The organism is Streptomyces sp. NPDC007162 (assembly GCF_040634175.1).
Taxonomy (GTDB): domain Bacteria; phylum Actinomycetota; class Actinomycetes; order Streptomycetales; family Streptomycetaceae; genus Streptomyces.
Genome location: NZ_JBEYFC010000157.1, coordinates 1 through 17,925, shown reverse-complemented (window position 1 = coordinate 17,925; position 17,925 = coordinate 1). Strand labels below are relative to the sequence as shown.

Here is a 17,925-nt window from a genome sequence, read left to right as displayed (position 1 = left end):
AGGTCCCGCACCTGTTCCCGCGTCAGCTCCTCGGTGCGCAGCCACTCCAGGCAGACGTGCGTGGTGAAGGCGAGCCAGCCGCGCACCGCGAGGCGGGTGTCGGGGCGCCGCTCCAGGGCGGGGCCGAACTCCGGGTCGGCGGCGAGGGCGGCGAGGATCTGGCGCTCCTGGGCGGTCTGGGCCTGCCGGTACACCCGGCGCACCGCCTGGTCGCCGGAGGCCTCGGCGCGATGGAAGGCACGGAAGCCGTGGGCGTGGGCACGGACGTAGTCGAGGTAGACGTCGAGGCCCGCGGTGAGCTGCTCGCGGGCGGGGACACCGGGCTCCGCCGCCGTCATCCGCAGCATCCGCTCGCTCTCCCGCTGCACGACCGCCGCGAAGAAATCACGCTTGGTCGGAAAATAGTGGTAAAGCAGACCGCGGGAGACTCCCGCGATCTCGGCGACCTGCTCGATCCACACGTCGTCGTAGGGGCTCTCGGAGAAGAGCCGGGCCCCGACCGAGAGGAGTTGCTCACGGCGCTCCGCGGTGCTGAGTCTGCGGCGGCTGCGCTCACCCTGGTTCGCGACCATGTCGGCACTTTACTTGACGTGGGTTCAACAACGGGACGAGACTGAAACCGCCTATTGAACCCACGTACAACTAGCTCACCTGCCGCAGCATCGAGGGAGATCGCGTCATGGCGGAGACGGTCACGCAGCCGGGGACGGGTACCGGCGGCCCGCTGCCCAAGGGGTTCCGGGGCGCCGAGCAGGGCTGGCCGGAGCTGCACCGGATACCGCACCCGCCGCGTCGGCTGCCGTTCCTCGGTGACGTCCTCGGTGTCGACCGGCGCACCCCGGTCCAGGACTCGATGCGTCTCGCCGGGCAGCTGGGGCCGATCTTCCGGCGCAAGGCGTTCGGCAACGAGTTCGTGTTCGTGTGGGGCGCCCGGCTGGCCGCCGACCTGGCCGACGAGGCACGGTTCGCCAAGCATGTCGGACTGGGCGTCGCCAACCTGCGCCCGGTCGCCGGCGACGGCCTGTTCACGGCGTACAACCACGAGCCGAACTGGCAGCTCGCGCACGACGTCCTCGCCCCCGGTTTCAGCCGGGAGGCCATGGCGGGCTACCACGACATGATGGTGTCGGTGGCGGGCCGGCTGACCGACCACTGGGACCGGGAACAGGCCGCCGGGCGCTGGGTCGACGTGCCCGGCGACATGACCAAGCTGACCCTGGAGACGATCGCGCGCACCGGGTTCGGGCACGACTTCGGCTCCTTCGAACGGGACCGCCCGCACCCCTTCGTGACCGCGATGATCGGCACGCTCAGCTACGCGCAGCGCCTCAACAGCGTGCCCTCACCGCTGGCCCCGGTGCTGCTGCGGGAGGCCTCGCGGCGCAACGCGGCCGACATCGCCTTCCTCGACCGCACGGTCGACGACCTGGTCGCCGAGCGGCGCCGGACCGGCCGCGGGCAGGGCGACCTGCTGGACCGGATGCTGGAGACGGCCCACCCGGAAACGGGTGAGCGGCTGTCCGCCGAGAACGTGCGCCGCCAGGTGATCACCTTCCTGGTGGCCGGCCACGAGACCACCTCGGGCGCGCTCTCCTTCGCCCTGCACTACCTCGCCCTGCACCCCGAGATCGCCGCCAGGGCCGCCGCCGAGGTGGACCGGGTCTGGGGCGACACCCCCGCGCCGGGCTACGACCAGGTCGCCAAGCTGCGCTATCTGCGCCGGGTCCTCGACGAGTCGCTGCGGCTGTGGCCCACCGCCCCCGCCTTCGCCCGCGAGGCCCGCCGGGACACCGTGCTCGCCGGGGAGCATCCGATGCGCCGGGGCGGCTGGGCGCTGGTCCTGACGCCGATGCTGCACCGGGACCCGGAGGTGTGGGGTCCGGACGCCGAGCGCTTCGACCCGGACCGTTTCGAGCCGTCGGCCGCGCGGGGCCGGGCCCCCCACACCTTCAAGCCGTTCGGTACGGGCGCCCGTGCCTGCATCGGGCGCCAGTTCGCGCTGCACGAGGCCACCCTGGTCCTCGGCCTGCTGCTGCGCCGTTACGAGCTGACGCCCGACCCCGGCTACCGGCTGAAGGTGACCGAGCGGCTGACGGTCATGCCGGAGAAGCTGCGGCTGCGGCTCGAACGGCGCCGCCCCGCCCCGGCACCGGCGCCCGTGCCGGACACGTCCGCCTCAGCGGGCGGCGGCTGCCCAGTGCACGGGGCGGGTGACTGACGCCGGCAGCCGGGTCCCGGCGCTCCCCCGCGCCGCGTCGGCCTGCGGCTGGGTCAGGAAGAACGCGCCCGTCAGGTCCGCGTCGCTGAGATCGGCGTCGCGCAGGTCGGCTCCGATCAGGTCCGTGTCGCGCAGATCCGCCCCGGTGAGGTCGGCCGCGATGAGGTAGGCCCCGCGCAGGCTCACGCCCCGCAGGTCGGCTCCGCTGAGCCGGGCACCCATCAGATCCGCGCCCCGCCGGTCCTTCCGGCGCCCACGGACCCCCGCGCGGGCCAGCTCACTGGCGCGCAGCAGCAGCACGTCGGCCTCCTGCCGGTGCGCGGCCACGTCCAGGACGGCGAGTTCCCCGGGCGTGCCGACGGCCAGCGCCTCGACGGTCCCCAGGAGCGCCTTCAACTCGGGGTGGACGGGGCGCGCGGCGGGCAGGTCGAGCGCGGCCGTGAGGTACCAGAGCAGTTCGTGCAGCTGTCGTACGACCGCGAAGGCGTCGAACATCCGGCGGGCCTGCTGCGGGGAGCCGGTCCGCCAGTCCTGGCCGCCGAAGGTCACCTGGGACACCCGCTGGCCCGCGCCGAAACAGTCGTAGACGGTGCAGCCGGGGAATCCCCGCTGCCGCAGCTCGGCGTGGATGCCGCAGCGGTGGTCGCCGCCGAGGTTCCGGCAGGGCGTCCCGGCGGGCTTGGTCACCGCGAAGTCGGCGGAGGCGGTGAACGGCAGGGCGACACAGCACAGCCCGAAGCAGCGGGAGCAGTCCCCGCGCAGCCGCGACCGGTCGGACGTCTGTTCTGGCATCGGCCCAGTTTACGGACCTGCGTCGCCGCCCGGTGCGTCCGTCAGTCCTCCTGCGCGGTGAGCTCGAGTCGGTCCAGCCGCTCGGGGTCGGCGAGGATGTACATCTCGGTGATCCGGCCGTCCACGACGGTGACCGCCAGGACCGACCGCGGGCCGTCCTCGGGCGCGTTGACCACGCCCACGGCGCCGTTGACCAGGGCGAGCCGGGCCGTGCCGGCGAACTGCCGGAAGGTGAAGGCCCCTTCGGCCACCGGCTGGGCCCCGCGCACCACCTTGGAGGCGGCCGCGCCGCGCACCAGGGCGCCCGAGTCGACGCGCAGCACCACGTCAGGGTGGAGCAGGGCGACCAGCGCCTCGAAGTCACCGCGCCGGGAGGCGGCCAGGAAGGCCTCCAGGACCTGCCGCTGCCGGCCCGGGTCGGGGTCGGCCGCCGGGGTGGCGCCCTGCACCCGGCGGCGGGCCCGGCTGGCCAGCTGCCGGGTCGCCGCCGGACTGCGTTCCACGATGGGCGCGATGTCGTCGAAGGGCACCGCGAACATGTCGTGCAGGACGAACGTCAGCCGCTCGGCGGGCTCCAGCGTCTCCAGGACGATCAGCAGGGCGAGCCCCACCGAGTCGGCCTGGAGCACCTCCTGTTCGGGGTCGATGCTCGTCAGCGGCCTGATCACCGGGTCCGGGACGAAGGTGTCGTCCATCGGCTGCTCGCGGCGCGCGGTGCGGGAGCGCAGCAGGTCGAGGCAGACCCGGCCGACCACCGTGGTCAGCCAGCCGCCCAGGTTCCTGATCTCGTCCGTTTCGGTGCGTCCGAGCCTGAACCACGCCTCCTGGACCGCGTCCTCGGCCTCGGCGAGCGAGCCGAGCATCCGGTAGGCCACCGCGCGCAGGTGGTCGCGGTGCTCCTCGAAGCGCTCGGCGAGTCGTTCCGTGTCGATGGTCATGTCCCCCGTGCCTCCCCTGTCGGCCGATCAGTCCATCCTGGCCCGTCGCGCGGTCACCCGCGTCCCTTCGGGTGCGTGTCTCACGCCTCGTCCCTTGCCAGGGCCAGCAGCCGGTCCAGTACCCGTGGCGCTCCGGCGCGCAGTCCGTCGTGCTCGAACTCGTCGGTGACCCAGGTGCGCAGGCCCCGGACGGCCCGGGCGGTCCGCAGCGAGTGCCCGGCGTCGACGTACATGTCGTCGTGGTAGACGGCGGCGGCGACCGGTACCTCGTTCACCGCGAGGCGGGCCGGGTCGTACAGCGGCTGCCAGTCGGTGCGGGCGGCGAGCAGGTCCGCGGCCTCCTTCAGCGGCCGCAGCGCCGGGTCCGTGTCGAACACCCAGGGGTGCACGGTCTCGCCGGTGAACAGCACCGGGGTGTCACCCGCGAGCGACTTGGCCGCGTCGAACTGCGGGAACTCGGCGCGCACCCGCTCGGCCGCCCAGGCGGTGGGGCGGGCGTCCTGCCCGTAGACGGGCTCGTGGACCAGGGCGTAGAGCGGGTTGGCCGCGTACGACAGGAGTCCCTGGACCTGTTCCTGGAAGGCGTCGGAGAGTTCGGCGCCGGCCGGGGTGCGGACGAACGCGTCCTCCAGGAGGAAGTGCAGGCGGTGGCTGCCGTCGCTCATGCCGAGCATCAGGCCGAGGGACTGGAAGGCCTCGACGGTGAGCCGGTAGCCGTTCGGCAGCACGGTCTCGTGGTCGAGCAGGTGCTCGGCGATCCGGCGGACCCGCTCGACGTCCATGGGGTAGCGGTCGTAGTGCGCGGCGACCTTGCGCTCGATGCGCGGGTAGGCGGCCCGGTAGACGTCGTCGGCGTGCGCGTCGAGGGCGGGCAGGCCGCCGGTGATCACGGAGGTCTCGAGGCCTTCGGGGAAGAACGACAGGTAGGTCAGGGTGCAGAAGCCGCCGAAGCTCTGGCCCAGGGTGGTCCAGGGCGCGCCGCCGGTGAGCTGCGGGCGGATCGCCTCGCAGTCCCGGACGATCGAGTCGGCACGGAAGCGGGCCAGGTGGTCGGCCTGGGCGGCCGGGCCGCCGCGCAGCGGGAGGGTCTGCCGGTTGACCGGGGTGGAGCGACCGGTGCCGCGCTGGTCGAGGAGGAGGACGCGGTACTCCTGAAGGGCCCGGTCGAGCCACGCCTGCCGCCCGACGAAACGATTCGCCCCGAAACCGGGCCCACCCTGGAGGTACAGCAGCCAGGGCAGTTCCTGGTCCGCCTTGTCGCTCGCGACCGCCTCCCGGGCATAGAGCTCGATGGTCTCGCCGCCGGGTTCGGCGTGGTCCAGCGGCACGGTGAAGTGGCGGTCGGTGAGGACGACGCCGGGCTGGCGGTAGCTGAGGCTCAACGGTTCTCCCGGGACGGTCGGACGGTCGCGTCCCAGTTCAGCACATGTCAGGCGGTGGCCCGCCCCCGGGATCATGCAATCGTTACTGAATCTCCGGTCAGCGGGCGGCGAGGCTGGAGCGGCGGACCACCAGTTCCGGCTGGAGCACCACCCGGCGGTGCTCGTGGGGCCGCTGTCCGCCGTGTTCCTCGGTCTCCTCCAGGAGGAGGTCCGCGGCCATGGCGCCCATGGTGACGGCGGGTTGGCGCACGGAGGTGAGAGGGACGGCGGCGGCCGCGGCGAACTCGATGTCGTCGTAGCCGACGATGGCCAGGTCGTCGGGGACGACCACGCCGGCCGCGTACATGGCCTGGAGGACGCCGAGGGCGAGCAGGTCGTTGGCGCAGAAGACCGCGGTGGGCCGGTCGGAGAGGCCGAGCAGCCGGGCACCCGCGTCCCGGCCCGCGGCCACGTCGAGCCGCTCGGTGGGCAGCTCGCGCAGCGCGTCGGGGCTCAGCCCGGCCTCGGCCAGGGCGTTCAGCGCGCCGGTGCGGCGGTCACGCACCTGGTTGAACCCGGGCGGCCCGCTGACGTACGCGATGGAGCGGTGACCGGCGTCCACGAGGTGCCGGACGGCCAGCGCGCCGCCCGCGACGTCGTCGACGCTGACCGAGCACTCGGTGGTGCCCTCCGCGACCCGGTCGACCAGCACGAAGGGGATGCCGTGCCGGCGGAACGTCTCGATGTTGCGGCCGGTGGCGTCCGCCGGGGTGAGCAGGACGCCGCGCACCCGCTGTTCGGCGAAGAGCGCGAGGTACTCGGCCTCCTCACCGGCGCTCTGCGCGCTGTTGCAGACCATCACACCGAGCCCGGCGTCGCGTGCCGCCCGCTCGGCGCCCCGGGCGACGTCGACGAAGAAGGGGTTGCCCATGTCGAGGACGAGCAGCCCCATGATCCGGCTGCGGCCCGCGCGCAGCTGGCGCGCGGACTCGCTGCGGACGTAGCCGAGCCGGTCTATCGCCGACTGCACCCGCGCCCGCGTCTCACTGGCGACCGTGTCCGGGCGGTTGATGACGTTGGAGACCGTGCCCACCGAGACTCCGGCGGCGCGGGCGACGTCCTTGATACCCACCGACTGGGCCATCGGGCGGAGACCTCCAGGAGAACGCGGGCGGCGGGAAGACCTTCACACCAGGCGGGAAGTCCGCCCCGGGAAGGGCTTCACATTACGACATGACTCGGATACGGAGCCGGTCAGGCGGGCAGGGCGAAGTCGACGACGTGGAGCGCCGAGGGGGTCGTACCGCTCGACGTCTCCTGGTACAGGAACGACAGCACGTTGTCCGCCTTGACCCGCAGTTCGTCGATCACCACCTCGCCGAAGGCGTTCAGGTCGCCGCCGTCGTACAGCAGCGTCCAGTCGGTGTACCCGGAGGACCTGGACGCGGCGGCGATCCGGCCGAAGGGGAAGACCGCGTAGGCGTTGTCGTACTTGTCCAGGATCAGCTTGGTGCGCTGGCTGGAGTTCAGTGCGACGGGGATCTCGGTCTTCTGCCAGGTGCCGGCGGAGTTCTTGCGGACGTGGAAGGCGCGGCCGTTGGCGGTGCGGTCACTGACGTAGTCCGTCGTGCACTGCCCGAAGCGGCCGGGGACGTAGCTGATGATCGCGTGCGGGAGTCCGGCGGAGTCCGTCCACTGGCTCTCCTGGTTCATCAGGGAGTGGTCGGGGTTGAGGGAGTCGACGACCAGACCGGAGTCGGTGACGGCGACGGTGTCCGAGGTGCCGGTGGTGGCCACCAGGGCGCCGGCGTCGTTGCGCCAGGTGCGGCCGCGGTCGGTGGAGTAGACGTAGCCGGTGTCGTGGTTGGTGATGCCGCCGCTGTTGCACATCACGGACGCCGACTGCTCACGCCAGGTGAAGAAGGCGTGCAGCCGCCCGTTGACGTCGTAGTCGATGCCGTGCAGGTACATGTTCCGGGCGGTCGACGAACCGTGCGTGCTCGTGTACGTCCCGGTGGAGCTGCTCCACTCCCCCAGCGCGGTCCAGCTCGAACCGTCGTACTCCGCGAGGGCGTTGCGGCCGTTGCCGGAGATCCCCACCCGGTAGCTGAGCTGAAGCTTCCCCTCGGGTGTCGCGATGAACTGCGGGTAGGTGAACTGCGAGGTCAGCGCTACCCCGTCGAGGGAGGTCTGGACGGCGCCGAAGACGGCCGAGGTCCACGCCGTGGAGCCGGGGTTGTCCAGCAGCCCGGCGACCGACTTCACGTAGAAGAAGCCGTCGCTGTGGGAGTCCATGTTGATGTGGAGGCGGCCGTCGACCTTCGAGACGCCCATGGAGATGACGTTGTGCGAGTCGGCGGACTTGAGCTGGTGGGCGAGGGTGACGGTCGACCAGGAGGAGCCGCCGAGCACCCGGCGGCCGATCACCGCGGAGCCGGTCGCGGTGTACCAGGCGGCGTACTGGTAGCCCTTGTAGGTGAACAGGCCGTTCTTCTGGAAGGAGTTGTTGTTGACCAGGCCGTCGTAGGAGACGAAGAAGATCGCCTGGGCGTCGAGTCGTGTGCTCTGCTGCTTGTTCACCGACGGTCCGGGGTCGGCCGCGCGGGCGGTGCCGGCGGCGAGGGCGGGGGCGGCCACGGCGCCGAGGAAGGCGGCACCGAGCACGGTACGTCTTTTCACGAGCGGCTCCTGAGGGGACGGAGGTGCGTCAGGCGAGGTGGAACACTTCGGTGAGCGGTTTCATCGCCTCGTCGGGGCGGGCGCCGTCGAGGGACTCGAAGAAGGGGCCCATCTCGGCCTGCCAGCGGGCGTTGACCTCGGTGGCCTCCATGCCGGCGAGGGCGGCCGCGAAGTCCTCGGTCTCCAGGTAGCCCACGAGCAGGCCGTCGTCGCGCAGGAAGAGCGAGTAGTTGTGCCAGCCGGTGGCGGAGAGCGCCGCGCGCATCTCCGGCCACACGGCGGCGTGGCGTTCGCGGTACTCGGCGATGCGGTCCTGCCGGACCTTGAGGAGGAAACAGACGCGCTGCATGAAGTACCGCTCCCGCTCTAGAAGTTGAACTGGTCGATGTTCTTCGCGTCGAACACGGTGGGCTTGCCGAGGTTGATCACGCCGTCCTTGCCGATGGTGTAGGTGGTGTCGCCGGCCTTGAAGGTCTCGCCCTCCTTGCCGGTGATCTGCCCGGAGGCGAGCGCGACGGCGGTGCGGGCGGCGAGGTCGCCGAGCTTGGCCGGGTCCCACAGCTCGAAGGCGTCGACGGTGCCGTTCTTGACGTACTGGCGCATGTCGTTGGGCGTGCCCAGACCGGTCAGCTTGACCTTGCCCTTGTACTTGGAGCCGGACAGGTACTGGGCGGCGGCCTTGATGCCGACGGTGGTCGGGGAGATGATCCCCTTCAGGTTCGGGTACTGCTGGAGCAGGCCCTGGGTCTGCTGGAAGGACGCCTGGGCGTCGTCGTTGCCGTAGGCGATCTTGACCAGCTTGACGTTCTTGTACTTGGGGTCCTTCAGCTCGTCCTTCATGAACCCGATCCAGGTGTTCTGGTTCGTGGCGGTCTGGGCGGCGGACAGGATCGCGATCTCGCCCTTGTACCCGATCTGCTGGGCGAGCAGCTGCACCTCGGTACGGCCCAGGTCCTCGGCGCTGGCCTGCGAGACGAAGGCGTTGCGGCAGCCGGCGTTGGTGTCGGAGTCGTAGGTGACGACCTTGATGCCGTTGCTCATGGCCTGCTTGAGAGCGGTGCACAGGGCACCCGGGTCCTGCGCCGACACCGCCATCGCGTTCACCTGCTGCTGGGTGAGGGTGTTGACGTAGGAGACCTGCCCGGAGGTGTCGGTGGCGCTGGAAGGACCGACCTCCTTGTACTTGCTGCCCAGCTCGGTGAGCGCCTTCTCGCCGCCCTTGTCGGCGGAGGTGAAGTAGGGGTTGTTGACCTGCTTGGGCAGGAACCCGACGGTGAGCCCCTTCTTGAGCGCGGCGTTCGGGTCGGCCTTGGCGGTGGAGCCGGCCGCCGCGGACTCGTCACTGCCGGAGTTGTTCTTGGTGGTACCGCCGCAGGCGGTGGCGGTGAGAGCGAGGGAGGACACGGCGGCGAGGGCCACAGCGGCACGCCGGAGGGAGGACTGACGCATGACGGTTTCCTTTTTGAGTAACGGCTGTGGAAGCGTCCCCTTCCCGGGGGCGCTGGGGGTGCCCCCGACCGAAGGCCGGGGGAGGAACTGCGCGACCAGCCACACACGGCTGGCAGTGATCAGACGGCCTTGGCGGCCCTCTGCCGAGCCAACGAAACCTGCCGGGCGACCTTGGGACCCAGCACCGAGACGACCAGCAGCACACCGGTCACGACGATCTGCGACTGCGCGGACACGTTCACCAGGCTCATCACGTTCTGGAGCGCCCCGAGGAGGAACACCCCGGCGATCGCCCCGCCGAGCGTCCCCTTGCCCCCGTCGAAGTCGATGCCTCCGAGCAGCACCGCGGCTATCACGCTCAGTTCGAGCCCGGTCGCGTTGTCGTACCGCGCACTGGCGTAGTGCAGGGCCCAGAAGATCCCGGTGAGCGAGGCCATGAAGCCCGTGGCGACGAACAGGATCAGCTTGTTGCGCTTCACACGGATCCCGGCGAACCGGGCCGCCTCCTCGCTCGCCCCGACGGCGAACAGCGACCGTCCGAACGGCGTGGCGTGCAACACCACCACGGCGATCACCAGCAGCACCAGGAACGGGAGGAAGGCCTGCGGCAGGAAGGTGTCACCGAGCCGGCCCGCCGCGAAGTTCAGGTACTGCGTCGGGAAGTCGGTCACCGCGTCGGAGCCGAGCACGATCTGGGCGATGCCCCGGTAGGCCGCCAGCGTGCCGATGGTGACGGCCAGCGACGGCAGTCCGAGCCGGGTCACCAGCAGTCCGTTGACCAGCCCGCAGACCACCCCCAGCAGCAGGCACAGCGGGATGATCGTCTCGATCGCCATGCCCTCGTTCCAGAGCTTGCCCATGACCGCCCCCGACAGGCCGGCGGTCGAGGCGACCGAGAGGTCGATCTCCCCCGCGACCACCAGCAGGGTCATCGGCAGGGCGATGAGCGCGATCGGCAGCGTGTTGCCGATCAGGAAGGACAGGTTGAGGGAGTTCCCGAAGCCGTCCACGAAGCCGAAGGAGAACAGCAGCAGGAGGATCAGCAGCGCGCCGACGACGGTGTCCCAGCGGACCGCGCGCGTCAAGGACTCAGGCATGGCTGGTGTTCTCCTTGCTGGTCGCGGTCCTCTTCAGGGCCGACTTCTTCTTCAGCGCCGCCGCCACCCGCAGCGCGACGATCCGGTCCACGGCGATGGCGAGCAGCAGCAGCAGGCCGTTGATGGCGAGGACCCACACGGAGCTGACGCCGAGGGCGGGCAGCACGCTGTTGATGGAGGTCAGCAGGAGCGCACCGAGGGCGGCGCCGTAGACGCTGCCGGAGCCGCCGGTGAAGACGACGCCACCGACGACGACGGCGCTGACGACGGTGAGTTCGTAGCCGTTGCCGGTGCTGGAGTCGACGTTTCCGAACCGGGCCAGGTACATCGCCCCGGCGAGCCCGGTGAGGGCGCCGCAGACGGTGTAGGCGGCGATGATCCGCTTGCGCACCGGGATGCCGGCGAGGCGGGCCGCCTCGGGGTTGGAGCCGAGCGCGTACAGCTCCCGGCCGCTGCCGAAGTGCTTGAGGTAGTAGGCGGTGGCGACCAGGACCGCGAGGGCGATCAGGGCCAGCCAGGGGATCGCGGACAGCCCGCCGGAGCCGAAGTCGTTGAAGCCGCCGGGCAGGTCGGCCGCCGTGATCTGCCGGGAGCCGACCCAGATGGAGTCGACGCCCCGGATGATGTAGAGGGTGCCGAGGGTGACGACGAGGGCGGGGACCTGGCCGAAGCTGACCAGGATCCCGTTGAGCAGCCCGCAGCCGATGCCGAGCAGCACGGCCAGCACGATCGCGACGACCGCGTTGCCGCCGCCGTGCAGGTAGTCGCCGGCGGCGAAGGCGGTGATGCCGAGGGTGGAGCCGACGGACAGGTCGACGTTCCTGGTGATCACCACCAGGGACTGCCCGGTGGCGACCAGCACCAGGATGGTCGCGTTGAGCAGCAGGTCCTTGATGCCCTGCTCGGAGAGGAACTCGCTGTTGCCGGCCTGGGTGACGGCGATCATCACCAGGAAGACGACCAGGATGGCGAGTTCGCGCATCTTGAAGACGCGGTCGACGAGCCGGGTCCCGCCGGACCCGGGCGCCTCGGCGACGGGGGTGTGTTCGGAGGTGGTGGCGGTCATGCGGCCGCCCTCCCGGTGGCTGCGGCCATCACGGTTTCCTCGGTTGCGTCGGAGCGCGGGATCTCGGCGGTGATCCGGCCCTCGTGCATCACCAGCACGCGGTCGGCCATACCGAGGATCTCGGGCAGGTCGGAGGAGATCATCAGCACGGCGACACCGTCGGCGGCCAGTTCGCTGAGCAGCCGGTGCACCTCGGCCTTGGTGCCGACGTCGATGCCTCGGGTGGGCTCGTCCACGATCAGCACCCTGGGGCCGGTCGCCAGCCATTTGGCGAGGACGACCTTCTGCTGGTTGCCGCCGGACAGGGTGGAGACGGCGTCGGCGATCCGGGCGTACTTCACCTGGAGCTTCACCGCCCAGTCGAGGGAGCGGCTGCGTTCGGCGCCCCGGTCGACGAGGCCCGCCTTCACGGTCGTACGCAGTCCGGTGAGGCCGATGTTCCGCTCGATGGACATGTCCATCACCAGGCCCTGGGCGCGCCGGTCCTCGGGGACGAGGGCGAGGCCCGCGGACATCGCGACGGACGGCGCGCCGCTGGTCAGCTTCCGTCCCCTGACCTCGACCTCGCCGGCGTCCCACCGGTCGACACCGAACACGGCGCGGGCGACCTCGGTCCGTCCGGCGCCGACCAGTCCGGCCAGTCCGACGATCTCACCGGAGCGCACCTCGAAGGAGACGTCGGTGAAGACGCCCTCCCGGGTCAGCCGCCGTACGCTGAGCGCGACCTCGCCGGCGGGTACGTCCTGCTTGGGGTACAGCTCGTCCAGGTCCCGGCCGACCATCCGGCGTACGAGGTCGTCCTCGGTCATGCCGTCGACGGGCTCGCTGGCGATCCAGGCACCGTCCCGGAGGGTGGTGACGCGTTGGCAGATCTGGAAGATCTCCTCCAGGCGGTGCGAGATGAAGAGCACGGCGGCGCCCTGTTCGCGCAGCGCCCGGACGACCCCGAAGAGCCGGGCCACCTCGCTGCCGGTCAGGGCCGCGGTCGGCTCGTCCATGATCAGGACCCGGGCGTCGAAGGAGAGCGCCTTGGCGATCTCCACGATCTGCTGGTCCGCGATGGACAGGCCGCGGGCGGGGCGGTCGGGGTCGAGGGCGACGCCGAGCCGCTTCATCAGGGCGGCGGTGGCCGCGCGGGTGGCCTTGTGGTCGATCCTGCCGAGCGCGCGCCGGGGCTGCCGGCCCATGAAGATGTTCTCGGCGATCGACAGGTCGGGGAAGAGCGTGGGCTCCTGGTAGATCACGGCGATTCCGGCGTCGCGGGCGTCGCCGGGGCCGTGGAAGACGACGGGCTCGCCGTCGAGCAGCACCTGGCCGGTGTCCGGCCTGTGCACTCCGGCGAGGGTCTTGATCAGCGTCGACTTGCCCGCGCCGTTCTCCCCGGCGAGGGCGTGCACCTCGCCGGGGAACAGCTCCAGGGAGACGTCCCGCAGGGCGCGGACGGCGCCGAAGGACTTGGACACGTCCTTCAGCGCCAGCACCGGGGCCGGTCCCGTGTCGGACGGGTGGGTCATGGAGGCTCCTCGACGACACCGGGCGGAAGGTGCTCCGACCGACCCCACGGCGTCGTGAAAGGTTTCAACTGGATTGCCGGGACCGTAGGCACCACGGGCATGTCACGTCAATGGGTCCGTGTCGAAAAAATTTCGATAGCCGAAGGTCACGGCGAAGTCACGGAGAACAGGGTCGGTCGGATCGCTTGACACCCCTGCCCGGGCCTCATACTTTGCCGTTCTGAATCGTTTCATCATTCACACCCCACGGGAGCTCCGAAGTGACCGACTCCGCCGCGGTGAAGGCCGCGCTGAAGACCCAGGCCGTCGAGACGCCGTCGTGGGCGTACGGAAACTCGGGGACCCGTTTCAAGGTGTTCGCCCAGGAGGGCGTGCCGCGCTCGCCGAAGGAGAAGCTGGACGACGCGGCGCAGGTCCACGCGGTGACGGGGGTGGCGCCGACGGTGGCGCTGCACATCCCGTGGGACAAGGTCGACGACTACGCCGACCTGGCCAAGCACGCCGAGGAGCGGGGGGTGAAGCTGGGCGCGATCAACTCCAACACCTTCCAGGACGACGACTACCGGCTGGGCAGCATCTGCCATCCGGACGCCGCGGTGCGCCGCAAGGCCGTGGACCATCTGCTGGAGTGCGTCGACATCATGGACGCGACGGGGTCCGGCGACCTGAAGCTCTGGTTCGCGGACGGGACGAACTATCCCGGCCAGGACGACATCCGGGGACGGCAGGACCGGCTCGCGGAGGGGCTGGCCGAGGTGTACGAGCGCCTCGGCGACGGCCAGCGGATGCTGCTGGAGTACAAGCTTTTCGAGCCGTCGTTCTACACCACCGACGTGCCGGACTGGGGGACGGCCTACGCCCACTGTCTGAAGCTGGGCCCGAAGGCGCAGGTCGTGGTCGACACCGGCCACCACGCGCCGGGCACGAACATCGAGTTCATCGTCGCCACGCTGCTGCGTGAGGGGAAGCTCGGAGGGTTCGACTTCAACTCGCGGTTCTACGCGGACGACGACCTCATGGTGGGGGCCGCGGATCCGTTCCAGCTGTTCCGGATCATGTACGAGGTGATCCGGGGCGGCGGCTTCACTCCCGACGTGGCCTTCATGCTCGACCAGTGCCACAACATCGAGGCGAAGATCCCGGCGATCATCCGGTCGGTGATGAACGTGCAGGAGGCCACCGCCAAGGCGCTGCTCGTCGACCGTGACGCGCTCGCCGCGGCCCAGCGGGCCGGGGACGTCCTGGAGGCGAACGCGGTGCTGATGGACGCGTACAACACGGATGTGCGGCCGTTGCTGGCCGAGGTGCGGGAGGAGATGGGGCTGGACGCCGATCCGATCGCGGCGTACCGGCGGTCGGGGTGGGCCGAGAAGATCGTCGCGGAGCGGGTGGGTGGGGAGCAGGCGGGGTGGGGGGCGTAAGCGTCTGCCCCGATCTGTTTCGTCGCGGGCTGCGGGCCGGTTGTGGCTGGTCACGCAGTTCCTCCCCCAGCGCCCCTGAAGGGGCGCGCTGTTGCCCTGCTCCTCAGAAACCTAGGAAGTCTGATGACCACACACCCCGAAGCCGCCGCGCTGCTCTCCCGGTCCCATCGGCTCGGTGCTGATCCGCGTAACACCAACTACGCCGGCGGGAACACGTCCGCCAAGGGCACTGCCTCCGATCCCGTCACCGGTGGCGACGTCGAGCTGATGTGGGTGAAGGGGTCCGGTGGGGACCTCGGTACCCTCACCGAGGGTGGGCTGGCGGTGCTGCGGCTGGACCGGCTGCGGGCGCTCGCCGGGGTCTACCCGGGTGTCGAGCGCGAGGACGAGATGGTCGCCGCCTTCGACTACTGCCTGCACGGCAAGGGCGGGGCCGCGCCGTCCATCGACACCGCCATGCACGGGCTGGTGGACGCCGCGCACGTCGACCACCTGCACCCCGACTCCGGGATCGCGCTCGCCTGTGCCGCCGACGGGGAGAAGCTGACCGCGGAGTGTTTCGGGGACCGTGTGGTGTGGGTGCCCTGGCGGCGGCCCGGGTTCCAGCTCGGCCTGGACATCGCCGCCGTCAAGGCCGCCAACCCGCAGGCGATCGGCTGCGTCCTCGGCGGTCACGGGATCACCGCCTGGGGCGACAGCTCCGAGGAGTGCGAGGCCAACTCGCTGCACATCATCCGCACCGCCGAGGCGTTCCTCGCCGAGCACGGCAGGGCGGAGCCCTTCGGCGCGCTGATCGAGGGGTACGGCCCGCTCCCCGAGGCCGAGCGGCGGGAGCGGGCCGCGGCCCTGGCGCCGCACATCCGCGGACTCGCCTCGCAGGACCGGGCCCAGGTCGGGCACTTCACCGACTCGGAGGTGGTGCTCGACTTCCTGGCCCGTGCGGAGCACCCGCGGCTCGCGGCGCTGGGCACCTCGTGCCCGGACCACTTCCTGCGCACGAAGGTACGGCCGCTCGTGCTCGACCTCCCGCCGGCCGTCCCGGTGGACGAGGCGGTCGCCCGGCTCACGGAACTGCACGCCGCCTACCGCGAGGAGTACGCCGCCTACTACGAGCGGCACGCCCTGCCCGACTCCCCCGCCATGCGCGGCGCCGACCCGGCGATCGTGCTGGTGCCCGGCGTCGGCATGTTCTCCTTCGGCAAGGACAAGCAGACCGCCCGGGTCGCGGGCGAGTTCTATGTCAACGCGATCAACGTGATGCGCGGGGCCGAAGCCGTGTCCGCGTACGCGCCGATCGAGGAGTCGGAGAAGTTCCGGATCGAGTACTGGGCCCTCGAGGAGGCCAAGCTCCAGCGGATGCCCAAGCCGAAGGCGCTGGCGACCCGGGTGGCGCTGGTGACCGGGGCCGGCAGCGGGATCGGCCGGGCCATCGCCGAGCGGCTGGTGGCGGAGGGGGCCTGCGTGGTCGTCGCCGATCTGAACGCGGACGCCGCCGGTGCGGTCGCCGCGGAACTCGGCGGGCCGGACAAGGCGGTCGCCGTGACCGTCGACGTGACCTCCGAGGAGCAGATCGCCGCCGCGTTCCGGGCAGCGGTGCTCGCCTTCGGCGGGGTCGACCTGGTCGTGAACAACGCCGGCATCTCCATCTCCAAGCCGCTCCTGGAGACCTCGGCGAAGGACTGGGACCTCCAGCACGACATCATGGCCCGCGGGTCCTTCCTGGTGTCGCGGGAGGCGGCCCGCGTGATGACCGCGCAGGGCATCGGCGGCGACATCGTCTACATCGCCTCGAAGAACGCCGTGTTCGCCGGGCCCAACAACATCGCCTATTCGGCGACGAAGGCGGACCAGGCTCACCAGGTGCGGTTGCTGGCCGCCGAGCTGGGTGAGCACGGCATCCGTGTCAACGGGGTCAACCCGGACGGTGTGGTGCGCGGGTCGGGGATCTTCGCCGGCGGGTGGGGTGCCCAGCGGGCCGCGGTGTACGGGGTGGAGGAGTCGAAGCTGGGCGAGTTCTACGCGCAGCGGACCATCCTCAAGCGTGAGGTGCTGCCCGAGCACGTGGCGAACGCCGTGTTCGCGCTGACGGGCGGGGAGCTCACCCACACGACCGGACTGCACGTCCCCGTCGACGCGGGTGTGGCGGCCGCGTTCCTGCGATGAGCGGCCCGAGGTCCTACGCCGCGGTCGACCTGGGCGCGTCCAGCGGACGGGTCATGGTCGGCCGGGTGGGTCCGGACTCGCTGGAGCTGACCGAGGCGCACCGGTTCGCCAACCGGCCGGTGCGGGTGCCCGAGGGGCTGCGATGGGACGTGCTCGCCCTGTACGCGGGGGTGCTGGAGGGGCTGCGGGCGGCCGGCCAGGTCGATTCCGTCGGCCTGGACAGCTGGGCCGTGGACCACGGCCTGCTGGACGCCGACGGAGCGCTGCTCGGCAACCCCGTGCACTACCGGGACGCCCGCACCGAAGGGGTCGCCGAGAAGGTGTGGGCGACCCTGCCGGCGGCGGAGCTGTACGGCCGCACCGGACTCCAGTACGCGCCCTTCAACACCCTCTACCAGCTGGTGGCGGCGCGCTCGAGTGCCCAGTTCCGGCACGCCGAGCGGTTGCTGCTGATCCCCGACCTGCTGTCGTACTGGCTGACCGGTGAGCAGGGCACCGAGCTCACCAATGCCTCCACCACCCAGCTGATCGACCCGCGGACCCGGGACTGGTCGCATGAGGTCGCGGACCGGCTGGGGATCGACCTCGGGCTGTTCGCACCACTGCGGCGGCCAGGGGACCCGGCCGGGCTGCTGCGGCCCGAGGTCCTGGAGGAGACCGGGCTGACGGGTCCGGTGCCGGTGACCGCGGTCGGTTCGCACGACACCGCCTCGGCGGTGGCCGCCGTACCGGCGACCGGTGAGCGGTTCGCCTACATCTGCACCGGCACCTGGTCGCTGGCGGGGCTCGAGCTCGACGCCCCGGTACTGACCGAGGAGAGCCGGGTCGCCAACTTCACCAATGAACTGGGGCTCGACGGCACGGTCCGCTACCTGCGCAACATCATGGGACTGTGGCTGCTCCAGGAGTGCGTACGGGCCTGGGGCGACCCGGATCTGGGCGGGCTGCTGCGGGCGGCGGCCACCGTGCCGGCCCTGCGGTCGGTGGTGGACGCGCAGGACGCCGCGTTCCTGGCGCCGGGCCGGATGCCGGAACGGATCGCCGAGGCGTGCCGGGTGTCGGGGCAGCCGGTGCCCGGGACGCCGGGCGAGATCACCCGGTGCATCCTCGACTCCCTCGCGCTCGCCCACCGGCGGGCCGTCGCGGACGCCCAGCGGCTCGCCGACCACCCGGTGGACACGGTGTACGTCGTCGGCGGCGGTACCCGCAACGCCCTGCTGTGCCAGC

General features: G+C 71.3%; 15 protein-coding genes. 4 read left to right on the top strand and 11 right to left on the bottom strand.

The genetic code is table 11. The features are described from left to right. The coding region (locus ABZ646_RS20265) for a TetR/AcrR family transcriptional regulator (RefSeq protein WP_360520406.1) at positions 1-572 on the bottom strand (572 nt) is incomplete at its 3' end. Positions 573-679: 107 nt separating this feature from the next. On the opposite strand from ABZ646_RS20265, the gene ABZ646_RS20260 reads away from it, so the two are divergent. Beyond that, on the top strand, positions 680-2,218 hold the full coding sequence (locus ABZ646_RS20260) for a cytochrome P450 (RefSeq protein WP_360520403.1): 1,539 nt from the start codon (positions 680-682) through the stop codon (positions 2,216-2,218). Here the strand turns inward: ABZ646_RS20260 and ABZ646_RS20255 are convergent. From ABZ646_RS20255 to ABZ646_RS20210, 10 genes are all read right to left on the bottom strand, one after another. Then, on the bottom strand, positions 2,177-3,010 hold the full coding sequence (locus tag ABZ646_RS20255) for a pentapeptide repeat-containing protein (RefSeq protein ID WP_360520400.1): 834 nt from the start codon (positions 3,008-3,010) through the stop codon (positions 2,177-2,179). The genes ABZ646_RS20260 and ABZ646_RS20255 overlap by 42 nt on opposite strands. A 41-nt stretch (positions 3,011-3,051) precedes the next feature. Beyond that, on the bottom strand, positions 3,052-3,948 hold the full coding sequence (gene sigJ / locus ABZ646_RS20250; protein WP_360520398.1) for an RNA polymerase sigma factor SigJ: 897 nt from the start codon (positions 3,946-3,948) through the stop codon (positions 3,052-3,054). Between the two features lie 80 nt (positions 3,949-4,028). Then, a complete protein-coding gene (locus tag ABZ646_RS20245; protein WP_360520395.1) occupies positions 4,029-5,330 on the bottom strand; it encodes an alpha/beta fold hydrolase in 1,302 nt (433 codons plus the stop codon). 97 nt (positions 5,331-5,427) lie between these two features. Further along, on the bottom strand, positions 5,428-6,453 hold the full coding sequence (locus ABZ646_RS20240; protein WP_360520392.1) for a LacI family DNA-binding transcriptional regulator: 1,026 nt from the start codon (positions 6,451-6,453) through the stop codon (positions 5,428-5,430). A gap of 110 nt (positions 6,454-6,563) precedes the next feature. Then, positions 6,564-7,988, bottom strand: coding sequence for a BNR repeat-containing protein (locus ABZ646_RS20235; RefSeq protein WP_360520389.1), 1,425 nt, complete (start codon positions 7,986-7,988; stop codon positions 6,564-6,566). Positions 7,989-8,016: 28 nt separating this feature from the next. Next, positions 8,017-8,337 carry an L-rhamnose mutarotase gene (locus ABZ646_RS20230; RefSeq protein WP_360520386.1) on the bottom strand — a complete coding sequence of 107 codons (321 nt, stop codon included), beginning with the start codon at positions 8,335-8,337 and terminating at the stop codon, positions 8,017-8,019. A 17-nt stretch (positions 8,338-8,354) separates the two neighbouring features. Continuing rightward, positions 8,355-9,437: a rhamnose ABC transporter substrate-binding protein gene (gene rhaS / locus ABZ646_RS20225; protein WP_360520383.1), complete on the bottom strand. Its 1,083-nt coding sequence runs from the start codon at positions 9,435-9,437 to the stop codon at positions 8,355-8,357. A 119-nt stretch (positions 9,438-9,556) separates the two neighbouring features. Further along, entirely contained in the window at positions 9,557-10,534 is a 978-nt protein-coding gene (locus ABZ646_RS20220; RefSeq protein ID WP_360520380.1) for an ABC transporter permease, read from the bottom strand. Further along, positions 10,527-11,600 (bottom strand): ABC transporter permease, encoded by a 1,074-nt coding sequence (locus ABZ646_RS20215; protein WP_360520377.1) that lies wholly within the window; start codon positions 11,598-11,600, stop codon positions 10,527-10,529. The genes ABZ646_RS20220 and ABZ646_RS20215 overlap by 8 nt, the downstream gene beginning before the upstream one ends. Next, positions 11,597-13,114, bottom strand: a complete 1,518-nt coding sequence (locus tag ABZ646_RS20210; protein WP_360520374.1) for a sugar ABC transporter ATP-binding protein — start codon at positions 13,112-13,114, stop codon at positions 11,597-11,599. Before ABZ646_RS20210 ends, ABZ646_RS20215 begins: the two co-directional genes overlap by 4 nt. Positions 13,115-13,374: 260 nt before the next feature. Between ABZ646_RS20210 and rhaI the strand changes: the two genes are divergently transcribed. The 3 genes from rhaI to ABZ646_RS20195 all read left to right on the top strand — a co-directional run. Continuing rightward, complete coding sequence (rhaI, locus tag ABZ646_RS20205; RefSeq protein WP_360520371.1) at positions 13,375-14,535, top strand: L-rhamnose isomerase; 1,161 nt, start codon at positions 13,375-13,377, stop codon at positions 14,533-14,535. Positions 14,536-14,658: 123 nt separating this feature from the next. Next, positions 14,659-16,698, top strand: a complete 2,040-nt coding sequence (locus tag ABZ646_RS20200) for a bifunctional aldolase/short-chain dehydrogenase (protein ID WP_360520368.1) — start codon at positions 14,659-14,661, stop codon at positions 16,696-16,698. After that, positions 16,695-17,925: rhamnulokinase family protein (locus ABZ646_RS20195; protein ID WP_360520365.1), on the top strand; the 1,231-nt coding region annotated here is incomplete at its 3' end. The genes ABZ646_RS20200 and ABZ646_RS20195, both read left to right, overlap by 4 nt.

Excerpts from the sequence above, each read along its gene's own strand:
- ABZ646_RS20200 (WP_360520368.1), top strand. The coding sequence starts at position 14,659 with ATGACCACACACCCCGAAGCCGCCGCGCTGCTCTCCCGGTCCCATCGG.
- sigJ (WP_360520398.1), bottom strand. The coding sequence starts at position 3,948 with ATGACCATCGACACGGAACGACTCGCCGAGCGCTTCGAGGAGCACCGC.
- rhaS (WP_360520383.1), bottom strand. The coding sequence starts at position 9,437 with ATGCGTCAGTCCTCCCTCCGGCGTGCCGCTGTGGCCCTCGCCGCCGTG.
- ABZ646_RS20240 (WP_360520392.1), bottom strand. The coding sequence starts at position 6,453 with ATGGCCCAGTCGGTGGGTATCAAGGACGTCGCCCGCGCCGCCGGAGTC.
- ABZ646_RS20255 (WP_360520400.1), bottom strand. The coding sequence starts at position 3,010 with ATGCCAGAACAGACGTCCGACCGGTCGCGGCTGCGCGGGGACTGCTCC.
- ABZ646_RS20220 (WP_360520380.1), bottom strand. The coding sequence starts at position 10,534 with ATGCCTGAGTCCTTGACGCGCGCGGTCCGCTGGGACACCGTCGTCGGC.
- ABZ646_RS20215 (WP_360520377.1), bottom strand. The coding sequence starts at position 11,600 with ATGACCGCCACCACCTCCGAACACACCCCCGTCGCCGAGGCGCCCGGG.
- ABZ646_RS20230 (WP_360520386.1), bottom strand. The coding sequence starts at position 8,337 with ATGCAGCGCGTCTGTTTCCTCCTCAAGGTCCGGCAGGACCGCATCGCC.
- ABZ646_RS20210 (WP_360520374.1), bottom strand. The coding sequence starts at position 13,114 with ATGACCCACCCGTCCGACACGGGACCGGCCCCGGTGCTGGCGCTGAAG.
- ABZ646_RS20260 (WP_360520403.1), top strand. The coding sequence starts at position 680 with ATGGCGGAGACGGTCACGCAGCCGGGGACGGGTACCGGCGGCCCGCTG.